Origin of the sequence: Tenacibaculum amylolyticum, from assembly GCF_964511145.1 — a bacterium.
Lineage (GTDB): Bacteria > Bacteroidota > Bacteroidia > Flavobacteriales > Flavobacteriaceae > Polaribacter > Polaribacter amylolyticum.
Map to the genome: position 1 here is coordinate 16,464 of NZ_CAZEFZ010000078.1, position 25,186 is coordinate 41,649.

The following is a 25,186-nucleotide window of genomic DNA, read 5'->3' on the forward strand; positions in this document are numbered from 1 at the left end:
TGAAATAATCCCTATTTCGCCCCCCTTAAAAAGACTTGTCTACCCTTTTTTAAAAACAAGTCTTTTTACTTTAATATTTTTTGAATTAGTGAAGATATCTGATCAGATACTTTAAGTTTTATTATCACTATTAAATAAGCACTTACAATTAAGATGCTTTTCAATATTATATTTAGTATTGGACTTACTTCAAATCCAAATACTTCGAATGTTGGTACATTAAAGTTCCAATAATAAAAGCCTATGAAAAAAACTGTAATTATACTTAAGACTAGCCATGTTTTATTCGTTATTGGACTCATCTTCATTTTTCTATAAACAAATACCAATTTAAACGTGTTTAACATGATAACAGTTAGTAATGTAGCCAATGCTAAACCGTCTGTATTCATATTTATTTTATGATAGAAAAGAACATTTAAGCAATAAACTAATATTGCAGCTCCAACACCAATAGGTAACGTAATTTTATAGAATTTAGAATTTGCTATAATAGGCCCATTATTTCCTAAAAACATATTGTACATCTTAGCTATAGATATTAATAGAACTGCAAACACTCCTTGTTCGTAACCTTTTGGCATTAATTTAAATAGTTCTACAACATTACAATTCACTAATAGAAAAAATAATCCACCTACAACTAAAAGATTAATAGAACTCTTCTTATAAAGACTTTCTACTTCACTTGCGTTATTTTCATTTAGTGATTTTGAAGTTAAAGGCTGTAATATTTGATTCATTGCTCTACTAGGGGCTTCAATAAAAGAACCAATAAAAACAGCTACAGTATAGTAGGCAGCAGCATTAAATGTTTCTTTACTAATCACCATTACTTTGTCTATATCAATTAGCATTGCTCCTGCGCTTCCCGCCAAGATTATAAACAATGAAAAAGTAGTGACTTCCTTGTAGTTTTCAGGAAGGCTAAAGTTTACTTTAGGAAAATAGGTTTTAAACGCATAGAACATCATAATTAAAGTTCTTAAAACATAAAAACCTGTTAACGAAAAAATAAATTGAACTGGTGTTATCATTTTGAAAAACACTAGTATTAATAAGAGCATAATAACGGCTCTATTATAAAACTCTTTTAAAAAGTTACCTAATACCGTTTGTAAATGAACTTTTGCCCAAGCGTAAAAAACTTCGAAATAAGCACAACAAATTGCTATAATATAAATTACTACTGTATAATCTTCTAGTCCTCTATTTTGAGCAGCTATAAAATTTGTTACAATATATTCTTGAATTTTACTCCAAAAAAAACCAACTGGTAATGCTACAAAAAGCGGCGCAATCATTGCTAATGACAGAAACTTGTCTTGCTCTTCTTTTGTTTTATAATATGAGAAAAACTTAACAATCGTATAATGTATACCTAACGCCATTAGAGGTGTTATTAAATTTGCATACGACAAAAGAACTGTAACAATACCTTGAAACTCGCTCCCTAAAATATCTGGATAAAAGAAAACAGTATTCAACCCTCCGATTAAAAACCCTAGGTATATTATAATTGTATTCTTAAACGATTGTTTTAATATAATTCCCAAACTCTATTATTTTACCATGTTTTTAATAATTCCAGATAATCTCTTTGTTAGATTTCTTCTATGAAAATTATCTAGATTTTTAATATCAACCTCTAACTTATCTTCTTTATAGAGTTTATATAGTCGTAAAACTTCTGTTTTAATTTTAGCTTTGTTTTTAAAATCTGCAACAACACCAGCTTCAGCTTCATTTAAAATACCAGCTAAGTCACCATCTTCTGGAGCAATTCCTATAATTGGTCTACCTGCTTGTAAATACTCAAATGTTTTTCCTGGAATCATTTCTTTAGCACTAGGATAATCATTTACAACAATTAATAGTACTTGCGACTCTCTTTGGTATTGTTTAGCTTTTATATGTGGTACATAATTAATCTTAGTAACATGCTTAAAATTTCTTGAATCTATCTCATTCTTGAATATAATTTCATCTACTTTACCGATAAATTTAAGCTCTAAATCATTTCCAAATCCATCAATCTCTTCAGATAATTCTTTCAATGCATACCATAAATTTCTAGGATTACGTTCAGAATTCATGGAGCCAATATGAGTAATTGAGAATTTTTCATCTAAAATATTTGAGGCTTCCAATTTATCTTCTGTATCAAACCCATTAGTTATTACATTTATTTTAGAATTAAAACCTTCATATTTTTTCTTTGCATGATTACTAACCATTAAAACACTATCTGCGCTTTTAACCACTTTTTCCTCTAACTTAAAATGCTTTTTTCTCGCTCTTTTCGTCAGTGGTAGTAAATGAAAATAATCAATACTTGTCCATGGATCTCTAAAATCTGCTAACCATTTAACTCCTAACTTTTCTTTTAATTGCATTCCTATTAAATGCAAACTATGGGGTGGACCAGTAGTTATGACAAGGTCTATTTCATTTTCTGAAAGGTATTTTTTTAGCTTTTTTACAGCTGGCTTTACCCAAAACATTCTTGCATCGGGTATAAAATAGTTAGCTCTTATATAGATTAAGATTTTTGCAAAAAATGAAGGATTAGGATTTAAAAAACCAGCACTTTGTTGCGCTTCACTTTTTTTAAACTTTGCTACAATGTTATTAGGTTCAAAAATTGGACATTTAATTACTTCAATTCCTTCTGGAATATCATCACTTAATGTTGCATCTAATGTAGGATAATATGGATTGTCTGCTGTAAAAACTACAGGTTCTATACCAAAACTTCTTAAATACTTTACGAATTTAAGCCAACGTTGCACTCCAGGTCCTCCCGCTGGTGGCCAATAATATGTTATAATTAATACTTTCAATTGATGTTATTGTATAAAGTAATAAGGTTTTTAGCCGTTACACTCCAGTTAAAGTCATTTTTAATAAAATCTTCTCCATTTGCTCCTAATCTCTTTCTTAAATCTTCAGATTCAAATAACTCTATTGTTTTCTCTATAAAATCAGGAATGTTTTTATCTTCAAAAATCAAGCCTGAATCTACTTTTTCTATGAGTTTTTTCTGAGCTATCGCATCACTTGCTAACACGGGTTTTGCTAAACTCATGTACTGAAATATTTTATTAGCATATGCTACATCGTGCTGTTTACTACGATGTAATGGAGAAATACAAATATCACTTGCCAATATATACGAAGGAAAGAGCTTTAAATCTTGCCAACCTTGAAAATCTACATACGCTTCTATTCCTAATTCAGCTACTCTCTTTTTTAAGATATAATCTGTAGTATTAGATCCAACAATCACTAATTTGATGCTAGGAATACTCTCTTTAAGTGCTGGTATTGCATCTATTGCTGTAAGCAAACCTCTTCGAATATTGGTATCTCCTAGATATAGCATCGAAAAATTATTACGATACCTATCAATTATTTCATTATTTATTACTGCTTCATTATAAAACGCTGCATTTACCGTGTTAGGAACTAGTAAAAATTTTTCTGGTTTCTGAGTTCTTTCTATCAATTCATCTACAAACTCTTGTGAAACAGAAACAATCTTTGTTGCTTTTTCCATAAAAACAGCCTCTTTCTCCTTCCATTTTTTTGGTGAAATTATATATTTCCCCGGAAATTTCTGAAGGTGTGGATAATACTTCATATTATCCGGTAGATTATCGTGCATGTCTAAAACAACTGGTAATTTTAGTTTTTTATTAGCCCAAAAAACTGCTTCTGCTACACGAATATCATGGCAATGTATTGCTTCTATGTTATAAGTAGTTAGAAAATGTACTATTTTCTTTTTCATTATCATAGAATAGACAGGAATGGTATATGCTAAAGCTGATAGTTTATATATCAATTTAGTACTTGGATAACGCTTCACCTCTATTCCATTTATCTTTTCTTCTAGTTTTTGCTCTCCATATGTTAAACAAAATAGAAAAACTTCATGTCCTTCTTTTATTAATTCAATAGCTTCATTTTCTACCCTAGGATCAGGCGGAAATGTATCATCCAATATCATCCCTATCTTCATCCTAGCTCTTTTTTTCTGCATAAACTGCATAATATCTTGGCGTAAATTGCCTTAAGATAGGTCTAAATCCAATCTTTTTAACTGGATTTACCCATTTTTCTGTTTCTTGTATATTCCAATTTGATTTTTCTAATAGCCAATCAAATTGCCAATCTTCAAACTCATGATAATGTCTGTCCCACTCATCTGTACTACTTCTATAAGCTTTAGCAAACCATAATTTTAATGGTACAGTTGTAATTAGTTTATCACAAGGAATTTCTCTTAAAACGTTAAAAGGCGCAATTAAATGTTCGAAAACTTCAAAAGATGTAACTGCATCTACTTTATATTCTTTAACAATTTCTGGTAATAAATCTAGATCTTCTCCATTCGTATTAAAAACAGTATATCCATGTGTTTCCATAATCTCGCTAAATGCATTTCTAGTTCCTAAATCTAGAATTGTTGCTGGAGCTGGTAAAACTTTATTTAAAAAAGCAATGGTTTTACGATACCTAACCGTTTTACTGTATTTATATACGCCGTCTTTTAAATTCATCTTTTTTTATTATAAAAAACAAATCTATACATTCAAAAAATAATTATTAAGTAATTAGAAAGAAAATTTAAAAAAGGAGTAAAAATACTCCTTTTTTATAGTAGGTCTTTTTCATAAGAATTCCCCGTTATCATTTTTCTTTTTCAGGGAAGACAAATTTAAGTTCTAATGGTGTTTTAAAAAAGTTTTATATTGCACTTTTTATAAAATGCATATAGTATTTTATAGGTTTAATACTGTTTTCACCCTTTATAATCCCAGTAAGTTTGAACTTTAGATTGTTCTTAGTATGTATTAGTATTTCTTTAAGTAGTTTGTCGCAAACTAAAATGGAACTTTATAAAGAAAAAGACCTTATTTATAAAGCCTTCAAATTTAAAGACACCAATTTAGATAGTCTTATTTACTATATAAAAAAAATTCAAACATCGACTAGTAAATGCGATCGATTATTTGGAAAATATTTAGAAACGTATTATTTCTATAAACTAAAAAAATACGATACTATCAAAAACTTATTAGGGAAAACTATTCCAAATATGGATTCACTTTATAAAGAAACCCCTAATGATTTATGCTACATCAAGCTAAAAATTAATTCTTTAAACCGCCTTTTTTGGGTATATAAAAATTCTGGAGAATATGAGATGGCTTATGAACAGTTAATAAAGGCATCTAGATTTATAAACTCAAGAAATAATGAAAATTTCGAAAACTTTTACTATTCTTTGAATATAGAAATGTCTAAAGCTATTATTAAAAGTGACCTTAAAATGGAAAAGGACTCTAAAACTATTTTAAAGAAGCTTATTACAAAGTTAGAATCGAAGAAAAATGACACGAATAATTCTTTTCAATATGAAAGTTATCTTCGTAAAAAAGCTGACATCTGTAATCTTTTAGGAAAAACATGTGTTTCGATTAGTAAAAGAGAGAACAATCTTTCTTTTTTAGATTCTGCTGCTATTTATTATAAAGAAGCTTATACAGCTGCTCAAAAATTCATTCCTCCTCATCCAGATACGCAACTTATATACGATTATCGAAGAACCGAAGTACTTATAGCTAAAAAGAAATATGAAAAAGCGCTCCAGCTAATCAATCATTTTCCTAAAATTAATTATGGTACTAGTTATCTTGAAGAAACTAATTTTTATAAAGCCATTTGTTTTCAAAATTTAAAACAAGCCGATTCTGCTATTCATTACTCGAAAAAAGTTTTAGAAAACAAAAAACTTCAAAAAAGTAAGCTTATTACTATCTATGATATTCTATCAAATCAATATGTAAAACAACGTCAATTAGACAGTGCTTATAAATATTCTCAGTTGACCTTACGAGAATTTGATACTGCCAGAGTACACAAACAGAAAACATATCAACTATTATATGATAATGATTTAGAAAAAGTAACTCAGTTAAATCATTCCATTCTAGAAAAAGAAAAGAATAAAAACATCAAAACCATCAGTTTTATTACACTTGCATTGGTGATTATTTCTAGTGCTTTTGTGGTTAAAAGAAGAAAATACAAAAAACAACTTTCTGAAAAAGCCAATGAAATTATTGAAACCACACAAGAACAAGAAATAGTAAAAGAAGAAAAGCCTCAAAAGGTAACTTATAATATTGAAGAGGAATTAGAACTAAAAATTTTAAATAAACTCAACAAAATTGATCTTGATCATGAGTACATAGCTTCTGACTTCTCTATTAATAGTATTGCAGAAGCTTTGCAAACAAATACAACTTATATTTCCTTTGTTTTTAACAAACATAATACCGTAACATTTAAACAATATTATACTCAGAAAAAAATAACATACGTCGTTAATTTATTAAACAACAACTCTATGTATAGAAAGTTTTCTGTTCAAGGCCTAGCAGAAGAAGTTGGATACACTAACGCATCTGCTTTTACAAGAGCTTTTAAAAAACATATAGGTGTTACCCCATCTGCATACATAAAAAGTTTAAAAAGTTAATTCCTTTCTTTTTATAAATGCCCAAACTAATGGAATTCCAAATAAAGCAATTGTAAACAGTAATGATAATAAACTTCCTCTTTGTATTACTTTAGGCTCAAACTTAAATTCAATTACATGCTTTCCTGCTGGTATTGGCATTCCTCGTAATACATAATCTACTTGATAATATGGTTTCAGTTCACCATCTATGTAGGCATTCCATCCATCTTTATAATAGATTTCAGAAAAAACAGCAAACTGTTCTTTGATTGCATTACTATCGTATACCAAGTAATTTGTATCATATTTTCTCAATGCAATTGTGGCTGTTGAATCTTTAGCATATGTTTTACTTCCATCAAAAACACCTTTTCTTATAATTGCTGTTGTTTTTGTATGTAAACTATCTAATTCTTTTATTTCTTCATTAGCTGAATCAACTGATTTTAGTTGTTCAACATACCAAACATTTCCATTTGCTCCTGTATTCTCTTTCACTTCAGTATCACTCAAAATAAAATACTTAACATTTAACATATTCAGTATTTCTATATTGTTTTTTGCCATTTGATACTCAAATAGTTCTTGATAACGCATCATTTTAGCAGCATGGTATCCTCCAATAGATTTATGAAAATATGAAGTCCTTCCTTCATTCATTAAGTTTGCTGTAAAATTAGCTACTCTGTAATAAGAAGTATCTTTTAAAATTTGGTTATCTGCCTTATTCGCAACAAATGGTTTCTGTACTTTTCTTGCTGTAGTAAAATCTTCTTTATTAACATATTTTGTATCTACAGATATTAAATCAAATAGTATTAATACTGTTAACCCAGCAAGTACAGGAACTTGTTTTATTTTATTTTGTAAGAATAACCATAAAACACCACCTGATAATCCGATTAAAACAATAGATCGGATACTATCCATCAGTAGCATAGACTTTCTATCTGAAATTAAAGCATCTAATAGTGAAGGTACTTGCTCATATTGTCCATCTCTAATTCCTATAAAATCAGATGACATATGTACAAAAATGAACCCTACTAACACTAAACCTCCAGTTGTAAGTACAGCTTTTTTTAAAGCTTCTAATTTATCTTCTGTAGTAATTGTAGTATTAGAGAAAAACTCTTTTAAGCCCAAGAAACCTAATAAAGGAATACATAACTCAGCTATTACTTGAATAGAAGATACTGCTCTAAACTTATCATATAACGGTACATAATCGATAAAGAAATCTGTTAGTATTGAAAAGTTCTTTCCCCAGCTTAAAGCAATCGATAAAATAGTAGCTGAAACTAACCAGTACTTTAATTTTCCGTGTACAATAAAAATCCCTAAAAAGAATAAGAAAATTACAATAGCACCAATATATGCCGGTGCTTCAACTATGGGCTGTGTTCCCCAATAGGTTAATACTTGACTTGAATATTCTCTTGCTACTTTTGGTCCGGCTTGAGATGCTACTTCTTTATAGAAATTCGTATTATCTCCAAGTTTTTCTACTGTACCACCTCCCATAAAACGCGGTACTAATAAATTGAATGTTTCTAATTTTCCATAGCTATATTCTGTTATGTAACTTTTATCTAAACCTGAAGAGGCTACTTTTGGTGTTCCATCAGGTTGAATTGTTAACTCTGACTTTCCTCTAGTACTAAATGCAGCATATTCTTTTGTAGATAACAATCTCGTTGCGTTTACCCCAATACCAATAATAAATGCAACTAATAATATTCCTACTTGCTGTAAAAAGGGTTGTACATTTTTTGTTTTTATAGCCTCAATTAACTCCACAATTCCTAAGATCAACAAACAAAAACCTAAATAATATGTCATTTGAATGTGATTTGCTGCAATTTCCAATGCCATTGCTAACGACGTAATTGTAAAACCTAATAAGTATCGTTTTTGAAACACATATAAAACTCCTGCTATAATCGCTGGCATATATGCAATTGCATGTGCTTTCGCATTGTGACCTGCACCGAAAATGATAATTAAATAAGTAGAAAAACCAAAGGTTAGACTTCCTAGAATGGCTAGTTTCCATTCAACTTTTAAAGCATTTAACAATAGAAAAAAGCCTATAAAATACAAGAATAAATAATCTGCAGGCCTAGGTAAAAAACGTAAGGTACGATCTATAATTTTTATATGATCATTTGGGAATTTAGCTCCCATTTGATAGGTTGGCATCCCACTAAACGCATTTCCAAGCCAGTACGATTCTTCATTCTTATCGGCTCTAAACTCATTCATTTCTTTAGCCATCCCAATATATTGGGTAATATCGCTTTGTTTGATTTGTTTTCCAGATAAAACAGGATTAAAGTATAATAATGCGGCTACAATAAATACTAAAACAGCACCTAAGTAAGGTAAAAATTTGGTTAATTTCATTCTTTAGTCAATTTCTTCAAAATCGATATATTCTCCTACCGACTTATCACTTTCTTTATTTTGATTTGGTTTTTTATCTATAACTGTTTCTCCTACTTTCACTCCTTCTTGTGGCTTTTGTCCACCATACTGTTTTTCAGCCTTCTCTCTCATTTTCTCTACTGCCTTTTTCATTAGAAAAGGACCAAATAACCTTGCTAAAAATTTGATTGCATAATAGATTAATGCGATGATAAGTATTGTTCTTAAAAAATTCATAGGGCCTGCATAATGTATTTCTAACATAAATTAATACTAAAAAAAGCAATCAAAAATAACAATTTGATCTAAAACCTTACGTTAATAATCCTGTAAACTTATTAGATTGAATAATTTTACTGTATGTTTGTATTACGTGTAAAATGTTTGCGTTGAATATGATTAAAAAAATTTTAGGGATAATAATGTTCTTTTTTTCTGTAACATTATTTGCTCAATACACGGAAGTAATTAATTCTAACAAGCCTGGTTTTTCAGAAAGTCCTTATAGCGTGGGAGTTGGGGTCTATCAATTAGAAAGTAGTATTTTTCATAGAAGTGCTAAAGCTATTCCTACTTTTAGTAATCCAAGAGCTACAGGGTTAGAATTACATTATAGAATGGGGTTGTTTGATGAAAAATTAGAATTTAATTTAACTACATCGCTACAACAAAGTGAATTTGCGTTTGTAAACGTTTTTGAATCTTCACATTCTAAATTTGGATTTGGACAGTTCACTTTAGGAGCAAAATATCTAGTGTACAAACCAACTTATGAGGATAAATCTAAAGAAGTAAGAAGCTGGAAAAAAAGGCATTCTTTCGATTGGTCTAGATGGATTCCTCACGTTGCAGTATATGGAGGTTTAAATTTTGGTTCTTTCTTGAACGATTTCCATGCACGAGGTGGAATTACTCCTAAACTTGGTGTATTACTTCAAAATGAATTTTCAGATAAGCTTAATGTTGTAACGAACATACATTATAATTATATAGGTGGATATTTACCTGAGTTTTCTTACGTAGTTACAGGAACTTATAATTTTAATGACAGATGGTCTGGTTTTGCTGAACACCAGGCATTATTTAACAAACAAGAAAGTCAGAGTAACTTAGGGCTTGGTGTTGCTTATTTGTTTAATAAAAACTTACAAATTAATTCATCTCTTAGAGGTACTTTTCAAGATAACAGTACAGGTATTTACACTAGTATTGGAGTTTCTTATAGAATTAATAAACATGTTGACAAATATGTTGAATTAGATGAATTTGGGAACAAAATCGAAGGAGATAAAGAGCAAACATATAACAAAGGTTTCTTTGGAAGACTTATTGATAAGATTAAAGGCATCTTCAAGAAAAAAGACAAAAATGCTCCACAGTTAGAAGAAGATAAAACTCCTGAAGAGTTAGAAACTAAAAAGAAAAGCAGAACTAGAGTTCGTAAGGAATCTATCTTAGATGATATTACTAAGAAAGATGCTAAAGCCAAGAAAAAAACAACAAAGGCAAAAGAAAAAGCGGCTAAAAAGAAGAAACGAGAAGAAGAGAAAGCGAAGAGGAAACAAGAAAAAGAGAAACAAAAAGAAGAAAAACGTAAATTAAAAGAGCAAGAGAAGCTAGAAAAAGAAATTCAAAAATTAGAAGAAGAGCTTAAAAAAGAAGAAGAGAAAGAGAAGAAGGAAAAGGAAAAAAAGAAAAAAGGTGATGGTGATAAAGAAAAAAAGGAAGAAGACGAAAAAGATGATCAATAGAAATGATACATTTGTTGTATGATTCAACTAAAAGAAATACACACTCAAAAGGAAATGAAACAATTTGTTTTGTTTCCTTTTTCCTTATATAAGAATAATCCATATTGGGTACCTCCTATTATTAAAGATGAAGTAGCTAGTTTCGATACTTCTAAAAATCCAGTATTTGAGCATGCTAAAGCACGCTTTTTTATAGCTATAAAGGGCAATAAAGTAATTGGACGTATTGCTGCTATTATTAACACTTATGAAATAGAAAAGCAGAATCTAAAAAAAATGAGGTTTGGTTGGTTTGATGTTATAGATGATATTGAAGTAACCAAAGTACTTTTAGATAAAGTAAAAGAAATTGGAAAAGATCACAACCTTGAATATGTTGAAGGACCTGTTGGATTTAACAATCTAGATAAAACCGGAGTTTTAATAGATGGATTTGATGAATTAGGTACTATGATTACTTGGTATAATCATCCTTATTATAAAGAACATTTAGAGCAATTAGGTTTTAAAAAAGAAAAAGAATATCTGGAGAATAAGTTTTTATTTGATGATATTAAAATTCAAAAATATACGAAAGCGAGTAACATTTTACAGAAGAGATATGGACTTACTGCTTTAAACTTTACTAAAACAAAAGACATAATGCCTTATGTAGATGAAATGTTTGAAGTATTTAGTAAAACGTATTCTAAACTTTCTACGTACGTTCCTATTTCTGATGCGCAAATACAATATTTTAAAAATAAATACATCAGTTTTATAAATCCAGAGTTCATCAAATTTGTACTAGATAAAGATCAAAATATTGTAGCCTTTGCTATTATAATGCCTTCATTTTCTACAGCCTTACAAAAAGCTAAAGGTAAACTATTTCCTTTCGGTATTTTTCATCTTTTAAAAGCTAGAAAAAAACCAAAAGATGTTACTTTTTATCTAATTGGCGTAGATCCAAATTACCAAAATAAAGGAGTTACAGCAATCATTTTTGATGAGTTTCATAAAACACTTGCTAACAAGAATATAGAATACTGTATTCGTACACCAGAATTAGAAGAAAATACAGCTATCCATAAGTTATGGTCAGGTTTTAACCCTAGAACTCATAAAAGAAGAAGAACCTATAGATTAGATTTATAATGCAGCTTTTTTATAACGAACATTTAAACGAAGAAACCAAAGAAATTCTCTTTAACAAAGAAGAGAGTCGCCATATCGTAAAAGTATTACGAAAAAAGCAAGGAGATACTTTATACATTACTAATGGTAAAGGATTGTTGTTAACTGCAGAAATTATTATTGAAAGTGATAAAAAATGCGTTGCAAATATTGTAAATATTGCCTCTAAAGAAAAAGAATGGAATTATTATTTACATGTTGCCATTGCTCCTACAAAAAATATAGATCGTTTAGAATGGTTTCTAGAAAAAGCTACTGAAATTGGTATTGATGAAATTACTCCTATTCTTTGTCAAAACTCAGAAAGAAAGGTTGTAAAGAAAGATCGCTTGCAAAAAATCATCTTAGCAGCTATGAAGCAATCTTTAAAGTTTACTGTTCCAAAATTGAACGATCTTACAAAATATTCTGATTTTATTGCTCAACAAAGAGATGGTAATTTATTTATTGCTCATTGTAACGAAGGAGATAAAACTCCTTTAAAATCTATAGATCCTACACATCAAAAAATTACACTTTTAATTGGTCCAGAAGGAGACTTTTCAATACCAGAAGTACAACAAGCAATTCAGCAAAAATATACTCCAATAACACTAGGAACTAGCAGACTTAGAACCGAAACAGCTGGTATTGTTGCTGTACATAGTATTAATTTTCTAAATTCTATGAGTTAGGTTATTTTATAGATTTTCTAAAAAAAAGCCATTTTTAATTATTGAATTCTTAGTATTATACCAGTAAAATTAAAGATACCACATCATATTTTTACAATTAATTTGCTAAATTTAAGTTTGAAAACCCCATAACTAAAAACATCAACTTGAATACCGCAGATTTCTTTAACATTTTTTTACTGGTTAGTGCCCTTCATGGTTTTGCACTCAGTTTGATCATGTTTTTCTCTAAAAATGGAAAAGACAAGAGCTTATTGTTTCTTAATTTAATGATTTTATCTATTTCATTAAATAACTTTCAATCATGGGCATTAGAGAGAAATCTATTTCAGCATCGATTTATGTTGGACTATATTCAAATCCCATGGCATTTCTTAAGTGCTCCTTTCTTTTATGCATTTTTAACGCATTATTTAGACATTGCAGATAAGTCTCGTAAACTTCTAAAGTATTTTGTTTTTATATTTTTTGTGCTTTGTATAGCACAGATAGGCTTTGTTTTCTTTTATTCATTAGGATCTAGTACCCAAGAAGAATTAAATTATGTGTATGAGAAGTATACTTCAATTGAAGAAGTCGTTAGCTTTGTAGGCTCCATTTCGATTTTCTCATACTCTTATTATATTTTACGTAAAAAGAAAAAGCTATTTACCAAAATACTTACTTACGATAATTTAAAATGGATTTACAACTTCTTTAGACTTACCGTAATTGTATATGCTTTATGGATTTTTGCTTTATTTATTAAGTTCAGTTTAAACTTTACAGGTTTTTTGTACTCCTATTATCCTTTAAGAATATCTACAACTATTATCATTTTCATTTTAGGATATCAAGGGCTTCGATACTTACGTATTTTAAAAGAAAGAAGGCAGCTTCGTGAGAACCTAGATATTAAAGAAAATGAAACTCCTGTTCTTTTAGTAGACGAAACACCTAAAACAACAACTACAGAATACACTTTTGAGTCGCAATTTATAGAAATAGACAACTATATAAAAACAGAGAAAAAGTATTTACAACCTAAATATACATTGCAAAGCCTATCTAAAGAACTAGAAATAGGCTCTAGTACTCTATCTGCTTCTATTAATAAAAATGCCAAAAAAAGTTTTGTAGATTATATTAATGAAATGCGCGTAGATCAAGCAAAAAATTTTTTACTTGATTATAAATATGAAGGTTATACCATCGCATCTATTGGTCTAGAATCTGGTTTTAACTCTAAATCTGCTTTTTACGATGTTTTTAAGAAACATACCGGCATGACTCCTTTAGCTTTTAAAAATTCTAAAAATTAAATCACTTTTTTGATTTTAATTTACTATAAATGAATCCAGAATCATCCAACTTGGATGATTCTGGACTATTATAATTACTACAAGTACTATATTAGCCCCGCTTAAGAATCAATATATTGTATAACCATTTGTTTTAATCTATTGATTCTTTAAAGAGTTTAAAATATATAGAGAGTCATAGCTCTCTATGAAGAGGAAAAAGCAAAAACACTGTTATTAAACAGTGTTTTTTTTGTATAAACTTGTCCTAAAACGTCCAAATTAGATGAATCAGGAGTCGATAACTATCTGTTATCCTTATCTTTGAATCGAAAACTTACATAAACCAGTAAATATATTTTAGGGATTATTATTTACTACTTTACTTCACGAACAAGAAGCACCATTGAGAAGGGAATGGTGCTTTTTTTTATGTCTCAATTATTATATCTTGCATAAAAAGTTTTAGAATGAAAAAAATCCTCTTTCTTTTAGTATTAAGTTTTTCTGTAGCACATTCTCAAGAAGTAGGAATATTAAAATATAAAGGAGGTGGCGATTGGTATGCAAATCCAACCTCTTTACCTAATTTAATACAATTCACAAATCAATACGTTAAAACAGCTATTGATTCAAATATTGCAACTGTAGATCCTAGTAGTGTAGATGTGTTTAACTATCCTATCTTATTCTTAACTGGACACGGAAATATTTTCTTTGATAATGAAGATGTAGAAAACTTACGTAATTATCTTATTTCAGGTGGTTTTATACATATTTCTGATAACTATGGACTAGATAAATATATTAGAAGTGAACTGAAAAAAATATTCCCTAAATTAACTTTAGAAGAAATTCCTTTGAATCATCCTATCTATAATCAAACATTTAAATTTCCAAACGGACTTCCTAAAATTCATGAACACGATAAAAAAGCTCCAAAAGGTTTGGGTCTTTTTCACAAAAGAAGATTAGTTGTTTTTTATGATTATGAAAGCGATTTAAGCGATGGTTGGGAAGATAAAGCTGTACATAACAACCCTGAAGAGATTAGATTAAAAGCTTTGCAAATGGGAGCTAATATTATAGAATACGCTTTTAAAAACTAACAAAATAATTTTTAAAGCATAAAAAAGGATATACTTTTGAGTATATCCTTTTTTATTTTCAATTAATTAATGCTTTTTAATTCAATACTGCTTCTTGAATAGCTCTTTGAATTTTTGTTCTAATATTACTTTTTACAAGTTTTCTATTCTTCATCGTTGGATATACTCTATTAGATAAGAATACATATAAAATTCCAGAATTAGGATCTGCCCAAGTATAAGTTCCTGTAAAACCACTATGCCCAAAACTCTTTTCAGAAACACAACCACAAGTTGGTTTTTCTCTTGGATTTATTTGTGGTTTATCGAAGCCTAAACCTCTTCTATTTTTAACTTCAGCATAATATCTTGTGTTAAACTTATCTATTGTTTCTGGTTGTAAATATTGTACACCTCCATAATATCCATCTTGTAAATACATCTGCATAATTTTAGCAACGTCGTTTGCATTTGCAAATAAACCTGCATGGCCTCCTACTCCACCTTGCATAGCTGCTCCCATATCGTGAACATACCCTCTTAATAGCTGATTTCTATAATAATCGTCCTGCTCTGTAGGTACAATTTCCTTCCAGTTAAACTTTTTTAATGGCTTATACGACGTTCTATCTAAACCTAATGACTTGTAAAATTCTTTCTCTACTACCTTATCTAAAGATTCCTTATATTTACTTTCAACAACATCTTTCAAAATATAATACCCTAAATCACTATACTTATACCCTTCTCTTTCTCTTAAATCTGAATCTTTTATAAAGCTTTTTATCGAGTCTTTATAAGAACTTTTCAAGTACAAATCTCTAGCAACACGAATACCAAATTCTTTCGATTTTCTCTTTCGGTATAAATCTTTAGAAATTTTTCCAGTTACCGAGTCTAATGTTTTTGTGTAAAAAGGAATCCAAGATTTTAACTGCGCATAATGCGAAAGAATTTGCTTTATATTTAATACATCTTTATTACTTTTTTCATAATCTGGTAATAAATGATCTAATTCAGAATATATTGAAAGCTTCTTATCTTCTTCAAGTTTCATTACTACTGGTAATGTAGCTAAAATCTTAGTTAGAGAAGCTAAATCATATAAATCTGAATTCTTGACCTTTCTTCGCTTATTATCTGTTTGATAACCAAAACTTTTATTATAAACTACTTTTCCATTTCTTGCTACCAAAATTTGTCCACCAGGAGCCATTTTCTGTTTTAAAATAGTATCTATATAACGATCTATAGCTGATAATTTCGTTGAAGAAAATCCGGCTGCTTCTGGTATTGTATATTCTAATCTTTTTAGCGAAGCTGTTTGTATACCTTCACCTGCTTTAAAATCTTCATTAATAGAAACTGGTAGTTTCCCTTTAATTGGAAAAGCTCCAAAAAGTGCTTGTGCAGATAATTCTTGCGATAATTTACTGTTTTGATAAGACAATACTATCCCTTCAATATTTGTAAATGTTTTTACTTGTAATAGACTATAAGGGCTAGCGAAAACATCTAGTATTATATTCTTATTTCTTGCAATTTCTTGCAACCAAACTAAATCCTTGTTTGAATATTTATATGATTTCCACGGATTCTTATTCGATTTATGAAAGCCTACAATTACTAAATTATATTTTTTCAATTTCTTAATTAAACTTCCTAAATGCTTATCAGAAACTACATCTACCTTAGCATAATTCTTTAATTCTCTTACAAAATAACTTCCTTTTGCATCTCCTAATGAGACATAGGCTATCTTTTTATCTTCTAAGTTTTGAATCGGAATACTGTTAGAAGTATCTTTTATGAGTGTAATTGCATTCTTCAACAATTCTCTGTGCAATAATTCATCTTCAATAGTATTTAAATCTTCTATTAAGTTTTCTTCTGGAATTGGAGTAAAGCTTTGTAATCCTAACAAGAACTTTGCTTTTAAAATTTTCTCTATGGAATAATCTAAACGCTCTTCCGTTAAAGTTCCTTTTGTAATTGATTCTTTAAATAAAGTAACAGTATTAGGAACATCTTGTGGTATTAACAAAATATCGTTCCCAGCCATAAAAGCAGCCAAATTAATTTCTGCTGGCGTTGAATAATTAGCTGCTCCTTTCATATTCAAACCATCAGTAAATATTAAACCAAGAAAACCTAATTTTTCTTTTAATAATGATGTTACAACTCTTTCGGATAATGACGATGGTAAACTTGTATTCCCTTCTAAAGATGGAATACTTAAATGCGCTGTCATTACACTTGCAACACCTGCATCAAATTGCTTTTTAAAAGGATACAATTCTATTGAATCTATACGTTGTTCTGTAAAACTTATCGTAGGTAACGTTAAGTGCGAATCTGTAGCAGTATCTCCGTGCCCTGGAAAGTGTTTTGCATTTGCTAATACTCCTGCTTTTTGCATTCCTTTCGTAAAAGCTATCGATTTTTCTGCTACATTTTCTTTCTTTTCTCCAAACGATCTATTTCCAATAATTGGATTGTTTGCATTTGTATTGATATCTACTACTGGAGCAAAATTAACATGAATTCCTACTCTCTTACATTGCTCTCCAATACGTTCTCCTAGCTTTTCTAGTAATTTCTGATCCTGTACAGCTCCTAAAGTCATATTCCAAGGAAAACGATATGTATTTTTCAAACGCATATCTAATCCCCATTCTCCATCAAATCCTATAAGTAAAGGTACTTTTTTAGCTAACTTCTGATATCTATTGGTAAGCACAACTTGTTTTTCGGGTGTTCCTTTCATGAAAATTAAACTTCCAACATGATATTTAGTAATCATATCGGCAATAAACTTTTCATGTTTTTTGTCTTTATTAGAATATGCTTGCATCATGAACAACTGACCTATTTTTTCATCAATTGTCATTGTTTTCATAATACTATCTACCCATTGTTTCTGCTCCAGAGAATTTTCTGCTCGTAATGGATCTAATTGTTGCGCCTTTACCACACTAATGAAGCTTAGTGCTATTAATAGTATTTTTTTACTCATAAAAATCTTACACACATTTAAAAGAGCATGTATACTCTTTTTCTATTAATTATTAACTGGGGATTATTAATCAATAAACAATTCTTATACCAAAAATCGACTATGCCAACTTTCTTGGGCGGCAATTTCCCATTTGTTCTCAAAGTCTTCTTTAGTATTTACCATGTTATTAAAAACAATGGTTTCTGAAGTTATTTTCTTTGCTTTAGCAAACTCTTGAAAATCGGCTAATTTGACAATATTGATATTCTCTCCATCTCTAAAAGAAATATTCATTTTGTCCATTAGATCGATTCCTAATTCTTGTTCTAATGATTTTATAAAACGTACAGATGCATCTATAGAACAACCAGAAGCATTATTAAAGCTTTCATCTATAGCAATAATTAAAAACTGATTGTATTTTATTGTAAAAGAACCTTTAAGATCATCTCCATGTCGAGTCCACTGATCTATAAATAAAATAGCTTTAGCCGAAATAACTTCTATTTCTTCTTGACTTAAAGCTCTGTTTGCCTGATATACCCATATTCTAGCACTATTAGGTAATTCGTTATAAGGTATGTACATGTGTTGTTTTATCTTAAATTAAACTTTTGTTGCAACGCCTTTAATTTTTCTTCATCGGTCATTTCCGGTCCTTTTGGCGCTGACATTCGCTCTTTAATCTGTTTCAATACTTTTTTGGTATATAAAGGAAAATCTGCTTGTTGTATCCAAGAATAATATCCTGGGTTTTCTTTTAAAACTTGTTTTACTTTTTTCCCTTTATTCTTTCCAAATGAAAATATTTCATCTTTCTCATCGTCAAACAAAATAAAACCTGCAAAATCGGCTCTTTTAGTGTGTGCTGAATACTCACTTAAAGCTTCAACCGAATTTTCTATATCTTCATATTTGTCTAACTGTGCTTTTAAAATTTCATAAGTTGCTAAAGTATCTGCTTCAGCCGAATGCGCATCTTCCAATTCTTTCCCACAATAAAACTTATATCCTGCACTTAACGTACGTTGTTCTTTTTTATGGAAAATTACCTGAACATCGATAGCTTTTCGGTTCTCCATATCAAAATCAATTCCTGCACGTAATAACTCTTCTGCTAAAAGTGGAATATCAAATCTGTTTGAATTGAACCCAGCCAAATCAGAATCACCAATTAGTTCAAATACTTTAGATGCTAATTCTTTAAATGTTGGCTCGTTCACCACTTTTTCATTAGTTATTCCATGTACAGCTGTTACGTGTTCTGGAATTTCTATTTCTGGATTCACTAACCAAGTTTTACTTTCTTGTGTTCCGTTAGGAAATACTTTTAATATTGAGATTTCTACAATTCTATCTGTAGCTATGTTAATTCCTGTTGTTTCTAAATCGAAAAATACGATTGGTTTTTTGAGGTTTAATTCCATGTAAAATTCAAACTTTCTATTAAAGAAAATTATTTAATTTTTATTTCTATTTATTCTATTCGTCGTTTAATTGCGCTTTAAACTCATCTAATTTCCCTAACATTTTTGCATCTAATGTTGGTTCCTTAAAATTATATTTTTCAAATTCACGCAAAATTGTTTCAGCTACTATATAGCGAGCAGAAGGCTTATCGTCTGCTGGCACAATAAACCAAGGAGCATTATCTGTAGAAGTTCTATTCAATAAATCTTCGTAACACTCTTGGTATTTATCCCATAATTTTCGTTCTTTTAAATCTCCTGAAGAAAACTTCCAGTTCTTCTCGGGAATATTTAATCTACGTAATAATCTATTCTTTTGTTCTTCTTTAGAAAGGTGTAAGAAAAACTTTAAAACAATAGTTCCATTGGCTGCTATATGCTTTTCAAATTGATTGATTCTTTCCATGCGTTCATGGTAAAATGCATCATTCAAATCGTCTAAACTATTTACTGTAGGTATCTTTTCTGAAAACACATATTCTGGATGCACTCTTGTGACTAATACATTTTCATAATGTGTTCTATTAAATACACCTACTTTACCTTTTGCTGGAAGTGCTATATAATGTCTCCATAAAAAATCATGCTTTAATTCCAATTCTGTAGGAACTTTAAAACTATGCACTTCTACTCCACGTACATTAAACTGTTTAAACACTTCTCTAATCAAACTATCTTTTCCAGCAGTATCCATTCCTTGCAAGCAGATTAATGCGCTATACTTACCTTCTGCATACATGGCATCTTGCAAATTTGCTATTTTCTTACGTACTTTTTTCAGTTTTTTCTCTGCATCGGGTATCAACTCTATAGTAGATTCTGATGCTAACTGTATTTTATCAGTAACTCTAAATTTTTCTATGCGCATTATCTCCAGTAATTATTCTATAAATGTAACAAAAATATATATGAATTTAGAGAGTTTTGTAAGTCTTTAACAAGGTTTACTACTTACTTAAAAATCAAATTATTTATGATGCCGTATCGTTTTTTTATTATTGCTTTGTTTACAGCTATTTCTATATTTTCTCAAGAAAAACCCGTAGTAGTACTAGAATTATTTACTTCTCAAGGATGTTCTAGTTGTCCACCGGCTGACCGTGTATTACATGATATTAAAAAAAATTTAGATGAAAGTCAAGTTATCCCCGTAGCTTATCATGTAGATTATTGGAATTATATTGGCTGGAAAGATCCTTTTTCTAAAGAAAAATTCACAAAAAAACAGGGAGATTATGGCCGTAAGTTTTACAGCAGCTCTATTTACACTCCACAATTAGTTATTAATGGTAAAGAACATATAGTGGGTTCTAATGAAGTAACAATTCATAAAAAAATAAAATCGTATTTAAAACGAAAAGCCCCGAATACAGTAAAAGTATCTGATGTTAGTAAAAATAAAAACATGGTTACTTTTTCTTATTCAATAGAAGGAAAAATTAAAAATAGATTTTTAGAAGCTCTCTTAGTTATTAATAATAGAACTACTGCTGTTAATCGTGGAGAAAATAGAAATCGTATTTTAAAAAATGCCAATATTGTTGTTGAAGAAAAAACAGTAAGACTTACGGAAAAGTCTGGAACAATAAGCCTCGAAATACCTGATATTGTTATAGCGGAAGATACATTACGATTGGTTTTAATAGTAAAGCACGAAAACTTATCAGTTACTGCTGGTACACAATTAGCTTTATAAAAGCTATTTTTATTCATCGATTTTTCCTTGTTATCAATCGATATTAAGAATAACATTTCTTGTTTCCTTTATAAAAAGGCTTGTAATTTTCGGTACAAACTTAACATATGAAAACTACAGTTATAATAACGGCTAGCTCTAAAAGAAACGGAAATACTGAAAAAGTAGTTACTACTTTTAACTCAGATAATAATTTTGATGTAATAGATTTATTAGATTATAACATCGGTCATTTTAATTACGATTTTAAAAATGCAGATGATGATTTTTTACCTCTTATGGAAAAAATTATCGAACAATACGATACTATGATCTTCGCTACTCCTGTGTATTGGTATAATATGAGTGGTTTGTTAAAGGTTTTCTTTGATCGATTATCTGACTTACTGCACTATAAAAAAGAATTAGGACGACAATTAAGAGGTAAAAAAATGGCGATGATTAGTAATTCTGGTGCTAATGATAGAAAAGCTGGTTTTGAAATGCCTTTTATAGAAAGTGCTAATTATTTAGGAATGGAATATTTAGGAGACACTCATGTTTGGTTTACTCCAGATGGAACTGTAATTAATGATGAAGCTATGCTACAACTAAATAGCTTTAAGGCAAAATTATAGCATAATTAAAATTTATAAGCAGCATTTTTTTGCTGCTTTTATTTTTAATTTATTAATCGTAATATTGCAATATAAAAATACAATTAATGGGATTAACTAAATCAGAAATATTTACACCAGCACAAAATGAACTTGCTGCTATTGCTAAAGTTCTTGGACATCCTGCACGTATTGCTATTCTAGAATATTTAGCCAAAGCCAAAACTTGTATTTGTGGAGACTTAGTAAATGAAATAGGATTAGCACAACCAACCATTTCTCAACATTTAAAAGAATTAAAGAGATTAGAAATTATAAAAGGAACTATTGAAGGCACTAGTATTTGCTATTGTATAAATGAAGAAAAATGGAATGAAATAAATACTACAGTTACTCAATTCTTGCAAATATTCTCTAACTCAAACACTAACTGCTGTTAAAAAAATTTAGTTACATCAATCGTAATATTACAATGAAAAAAGAACTAATTACAACTATAGAGCAAATCGCTAATACATTTATCTCCAAGGATAGAAAAGTTATTTTGGATGTACTTATCAATCATTTAAAAAGTAAACTAGCTAACAATGATTCTATTGCTATCAATTTTATTTGTACTCATAATTCTAGAAGAAGTCATTTAGGACAAATATGGATGCAAACTTTAGCTGCTTATTTTCAAATAGATGATATCACTACTTATTCAGGAGGTTCGGAAGCTACTGCAATGGCAACACAAATAGTAACAACACTTACACAACAAGGATTCGACATACACAAAATTAGTGAAGAACCTAACCCTGTGTACGCTATTAAATATACTGTAAATGCACTTCCAATAATAGGATTTTCTAAAAAATATGAGCATCCTTATAATCCAAATTCTGGATTTACAGCAATTATGACTTGTTCTCAAGCAGATGAAGGGTGTCCTTTTGTAGCTGGATCAGAAAAAAGGATTGCTATCACTTATGAAGATCCTAAATTATCTGATGGTACAAATTTAGAAAAAGAAGTTTATTTACAAAGGAGTAATCAAATTGCTGCTGAATTATATTATGTCTTATCACAATTAAAATAAAAGTACTTATGAAACTTTCAGAAATAAAACAACACTTACTAGGTTTAGAAACAATTGCCTTTGAATTACCAGATGGTAGTTTAGTTCCAGAACATTTTCACGTAACAGAAGTAGGGAAAATTACCAAGCATTTTATTGATTGCGGTGGTGTACTTAGAAAGGAAGAACGTGTCAACTTTCAACTATGGAATGCGAATGATTATAACCATAGATTACACCCCGAAAAATTAGTTTCTATTATTGAATTATCTGAAAAAACATTGGATTTAAAAGATGTAGAAATTGAAGTAGAATACCAAGGTGAAACCATTGGTAAATATGGTTTAGATTTTAACGGTAGAAACTTTTTGCTAACCAATACAGCCACTACTTGTTTAGCAGAAGATAAATGTGGTATTACTCCTGAACAAAAGCCTAAACTAAAACTATCAGACCTACAAGCACAAGGTCCCTCTTGTACACCTGGTTCTGGTTGTTGCTAGTTTGAGTTTCTTTGTCATTCTGAACATAATGAAGATTTTTTTCATTTAAAAAAGTCTTATTCATTTCGATAGATTCTTCGATTCCTCAGAATGACATCACATGCTACTTGTCATTCTGAACTGCTACCTGAGTTTATAGAAGGAAAGTAAAGAATCTTTTTTGAAGAAAATAATAGTAACACCACATTCTTATATACAACAAAACCGCAATTATTAAAAGCTAATAATTGCGGTAAAAACTAATGTATGAGAAAAATTAATACTAGTGTAAACCCCTACTTAAACGCTAGCATTAAATCGTAAACCTCCTCCTTTGTACTCATACTACATCCAAGGAATATATATTTTTTAATTCTCATTTATTTTCATCATTTAAAACCAAACAACACTTATGAAAACATAACAATGATGATCTAGCTATTTCTGAGAATTAAAATAAAATTTGTGTGTGAAAGCATAGCAATACTTTCATAGCTGATGCAATATACACTTTATTCTTTAATTAAACAACCCTTTTAAAAACTAAACAACACATAACTAACAAAATTCTATTTTATTATTTATGCTCTTTATTGCTAAGTAACTACTCTTCTTCTATGCTATTTACATCTGTAGGAATTTCATTAGTACTACCAGGAACTTCAGCACCATTCCCTCCCACTCTATTATCTACCACTAAATTATATTGCTTAGCCAACACATCAATCTCATTTAAAACACCCGTGTACACTACATTTTTTGTCAATGTTTTATGCGCTTCAATATGGCTAATAAGCTCCCTATAAGCAACCGTAGTATTGGTACGTAAATTAGGAATGCTAGCCGTATTAGCCGCAGTTTCCCCAATACGCTCAATATACTTTTGAGAAAAAGTTTCGTTCGCCGTTTTTAAATCAGCAACCCAATCCTGTAAATTTAATGTAGCAATAGCAGCCGTAATAGTTGGTTTAATTTCAATATCATCAATAAAACTATCAATAATAGCCGTTTCCTCTTGGTAGCTCTTACGTGTTACCTGTGTACCATATACTAACATAGCATTTAATACTGTTTGTGCGGCATTTGCAATAGTAGCATCTTTACGATATGTATACCCAGTTACTACTGTTTTAATACCAATAAAAGCTTTATCTCGTTCCTCATCTAAAGCAATAATTTCTTGCGTAATAGCACTTCCTTGCTCTTGTTGATAAGCAGCCTCAATAGCCGTAATAAAATCGGCTAAAGCATCTCTAGGCTCTGTTAACGACAAGGCCGCTACATCTTGCTGATTTACTAGTTTTACAATATCTTTCATGTACTGTAGGTACTCCGCATTACGGTACCTGTTTAAATATGGACTTACCATAGCTTAATTTTTAAAAAGTTAATACTAAATTGAATATGTAAAGAAAGAATAGCAATTCTTCTTTCTTTTCATAGCTAAGTACAATATACATCATTTACAACTAACTATCAAACAGTTAGTGTTTAATTAACATTATTCTTTAAAGTAATTTTATAAACCACCTGTCAGTTCGGGTGCCGACTGAAAGGAGGTGTATCGAGAACTATTCCAAAATACAAACACTTCTCGATACGTTTCTTTTCCTTTTAGTCAAACAAACACTCTAAGTGACAACCTATTTCAAACCTACAAAACAAACCACCTGTCAGTTCGAGTGCCGGCTGAAAGGAGGTGTATCGAGAATTATTCTAAAATACAAACACTTCTCGATACGTTTCTTTTCCTTTTAGTCAAACAAACACTCGAAGTGACAGCCCATTTCAAACCTACAAAACAAACCACCTGTCAGTTAAAGTACCGACTGAAAGGAGGTGTATCGAGAACTATTCCAAACCTCAAACACTTCTCGATACGTTTCTTTTCCTTTTAGTCAAACAAACACTCGAAGTGACAACCTATTTCAAACCTACAAACCGAAATATCTGTCAG

The 25,186-nt window shown here is 29.8% G+C and carries 22 protein-coding genes; 11 read left to right on the top strand and 11 right to left on the bottom strand.

The window, feature by feature from the left end:
• Positions 1-65 precede the first annotated feature (65 nt).
• Genes ACKTTC_RS20490 through ACKTTC_RS20505 form a run of 4 tightly spaced genes read right to left on the bottom strand, consistent with a single transcriptional unit; the run spans position 66 to position 4,565 of the window.
• On the bottom strand, positions 66-1,556 hold the full coding sequence (locus ACKTTC_RS20490; protein WP_408041743.1) for a lipopolysaccharide biosynthesis protein: 1,491 nt from the start codon (positions 1,554-1,556) through the stop codon (positions 66-68).
• Positions 1,557-1,562: 6 nt separating this feature from the next.
• The gene (locus ACKTTC_RS20495) at positions 1,563-2,843 is read right to left on the bottom strand and encodes a glycosyltransferase family 4 protein (protein WP_408041744.1); all 1,281 of its coding nucleotides are present in this window, start codon (positions 2,841-2,843) and stop codon (positions 1,563-1,565) included.
• Entirely contained in the window at positions 2,840-4,024 is a 1,185-nt protein-coding gene (locus tag ACKTTC_RS20500) for a glycosyltransferase family 4 protein (RefSeq protein WP_408041745.1), read from the bottom strand. Before ACKTTC_RS20500 ends, ACKTTC_RS20495 begins: the two co-directional genes overlap by 4 nt.
• 1 nt (position 4,025) lies before the next feature.
• Complete coding sequence (locus ACKTTC_RS20505) at positions 4,026-4,565, bottom strand: methyltransferase domain-containing protein (protein WP_408041746.1); 540 nt, start codon at positions 4,563-4,565, stop codon at positions 4,026-4,028.
• 329 nt (positions 4,566-4,894) lie between these two features.
• Here ACKTTC_RS20505 and ACKTTC_RS20510 point away from each other — a divergent pair, with 329 nt between their 5' ends.
• Complete coding sequence (locus tag ACKTTC_RS20510) at positions 4,895-6,550, top strand: helix-turn-helix domain-containing protein (RefSeq protein ID WP_408041747.1); 1,656 nt, start codon at positions 4,895-4,897, stop codon at positions 6,548-6,550.
• Here ACKTTC_RS20510 and ACKTTC_RS20515 read toward each other — a convergent pair.
• Both ACKTTC_RS20515 and ACKTTC_RS20520 read right to left on the bottom strand, forming a co-directional pair.
• Entirely contained in the window at positions 6,539-8,938 is a 2,400-nt protein-coding gene (locus ACKTTC_RS20515; RefSeq protein WP_408041748.1) for a YfhO family protein, read from the bottom strand. The two genes, ACKTTC_RS20510 and ACKTTC_RS20515, sit on opposite strands and share 12 nt — an antisense overlap.
• A gap of 3 nt (positions 8,939-8,941) precedes the next feature.
• Positions 8,942-9,223 carry a DUF4834 family protein gene (locus ACKTTC_RS20520; protein ID WP_408041749.1) on the bottom strand — a complete coding sequence of 94 codons (282 nt, stop codon included), beginning with the start codon at positions 9,221-9,223 and terminating at the stop codon, positions 8,942-8,944.
• A 131-nt stretch (positions 9,224-9,354) separates the two neighbouring features.
• Here ACKTTC_RS20520 and ACKTTC_RS20525 point away from each other — a divergent pair, with 131 nt between their 5' ends.
• From ACKTTC_RS20525 to ACKTTC_RS20545, 5 genes are all read left to right on the top strand, one after another.
• Positions 9,355-10,710 (top strand): transporter, encoded by a 1,356-nt coding sequence (locus tag ACKTTC_RS20525; protein WP_408041750.1) that lies wholly within the window; start codon positions 9,355-9,357, stop codon positions 10,708-10,710.
• 18 nt (positions 10,711-10,728) lie between these two features.
• A complete protein-coding gene (locus ACKTTC_RS20530) occupies positions 10,729-11,847 on the top strand; it encodes a GTP cyclohydrolase (RefSeq protein WP_408041751.1) in 1,119 nt (372 codons plus the stop codon).
• Complete coding sequence (locus tag ACKTTC_RS20535) at positions 11,847-12,560, top strand: 16S rRNA (uracil(1498)-N(3))-methyltransferase (protein ID WP_408041752.1); 714 nt, start codon at positions 11,847-11,849, stop codon at positions 12,558-12,560. The genes ACKTTC_RS20530 and ACKTTC_RS20535 overlap by 1 nt, the downstream gene beginning before the upstream one ends.
• 269 nt (positions 12,561-12,829) lie before the next feature.
• Positions 12,830-13,861 carry a helix-turn-helix domain-containing protein gene (locus tag ACKTTC_RS20540; protein WP_408041753.1) on the top strand — a complete coding sequence of 344 codons (1,032 nt, stop codon included), beginning with the start codon at positions 12,830-12,832 and terminating at the stop codon, positions 13,859-13,861.
• Positions 13,862-14,310: 449 nt separating this feature from the next.
• Entirely contained in the window at positions 14,311-14,949 is a 639-nt protein-coding gene (locus ACKTTC_RS20545) for a DUF4159 domain-containing protein (protein ID WP_408041754.1), read from the top strand.
• A gap of 76 nt (positions 14,950-15,025) precedes the next feature.
• On the opposite strand, the gene ACKTTC_RS20550 is transcribed toward ACKTTC_RS20545, so the two are convergent.
• The 4 genes from ACKTTC_RS20550 to ACKTTC_RS20565 form a co-directional block, all read right to left on the bottom strand.
• Entirely contained in the window at positions 15,026-17,944 is a 2,919-nt protein-coding gene (locus ACKTTC_RS20550; protein WP_408041755.1) for a glycoside hydrolase family 3 N-terminal domain-containing protein, read from the bottom strand.
• A gap of 84 nt (positions 17,945-18,028) precedes the next feature.
• Entirely contained in the window at positions 18,029-18,514 is a 486-nt protein-coding gene (locus ACKTTC_RS20555; RefSeq protein ID WP_408041756.1) for an ABC transporter ATPase, read from the bottom strand.
• Positions 18,515-18,522: 8 nt separating this feature from the next.
• Positions 18,523-19,353: an exonuclease domain-containing protein gene (locus ACKTTC_RS20560; protein ID WP_408041757.1), complete on the bottom strand. Its 831-nt coding sequence runs from the start codon at positions 19,351-19,353 to the stop codon at positions 18,523-18,525.
• A gap of 55 nt (positions 19,354-19,408) precedes the next feature.
• Positions 19,409-20,263 carry a PPK2 family polyphosphate kinase gene (locus tag ACKTTC_RS20565; protein WP_408041758.1) on the bottom strand — a complete coding sequence of 285 codons (855 nt, stop codon included), beginning with the start codon at positions 20,261-20,263 and terminating at the stop codon, positions 19,409-19,411.
• Between the two features lie 105 nt (positions 20,264-20,368).
• Here ACKTTC_RS20565 and ACKTTC_RS20570 point away from each other — a divergent pair, with 105 nt between their 5' ends.
• The 5 genes from ACKTTC_RS20570 to ACKTTC_RS20590 all read left to right on the top strand — a co-directional run bounded on the left by ACKTTC_RS20570 (position 20,369) and on the right by ACKTTC_RS20590 (position 23,250).
• The gene (locus ACKTTC_RS20570; protein WP_408041759.1) at positions 20,369-21,091 is read left to right on the top strand and encodes a DUF1223 domain-containing protein; all 723 of its coding nucleotides are present in this window, start codon (positions 20,369-20,371) and stop codon (positions 21,089-21,091) included.
• 107 nt (positions 21,092-21,198) lie between these two features.
• Positions 21,199-21,708, top strand: coding sequence for a flavodoxin family protein (locus ACKTTC_RS20575; RefSeq protein WP_408041760.1), 510 nt, complete (start codon positions 21,199-21,201; stop codon positions 21,706-21,708).
• A gap of 86 nt (positions 21,709-21,794) precedes the next feature.
• The gene (locus ACKTTC_RS20580) at positions 21,795-22,127 is read left to right on the top strand and encodes an ArsR/SmtB family transcription factor (RefSeq protein ID WP_408041761.1); all 333 of its coding nucleotides are present in this window, start codon (positions 21,795-21,797) and stop codon (positions 22,125-22,127) included.
• 32 nt (positions 22,128-22,159) lie between these two features.
• Entirely contained in the window at positions 22,160-22,768 is a 609-nt protein-coding gene (locus ACKTTC_RS20585; protein WP_408041762.1) for an arsenate-mycothiol transferase ArsC, read from the top strand.
• A gap of 8 nt (positions 22,769-22,776) precedes the next feature.
• Complete coding sequence (locus ACKTTC_RS20590; protein ID WP_408041763.1) at positions 22,777-23,250, top strand: DUF6428 family protein; 474 nt, start codon at positions 22,777-22,779, stop codon at positions 23,248-23,250.
• A gap of 583 nt (positions 23,251-23,833) precedes the next feature.
• Here ACKTTC_RS20590 and ACKTTC_RS20595 read toward each other — a convergent pair.
• The gene (locus ACKTTC_RS20595; protein WP_408041764.1) at positions 23,834-24,598 is read right to left on the bottom strand and encodes a DUF6261 family protein; all 765 of its coding nucleotides are present in this window, start codon (positions 24,596-24,598) and stop codon (positions 23,834-23,836) included.
• Between the last annotated feature and the right edge of the window lie 588 nt (positions 24,599-25,186).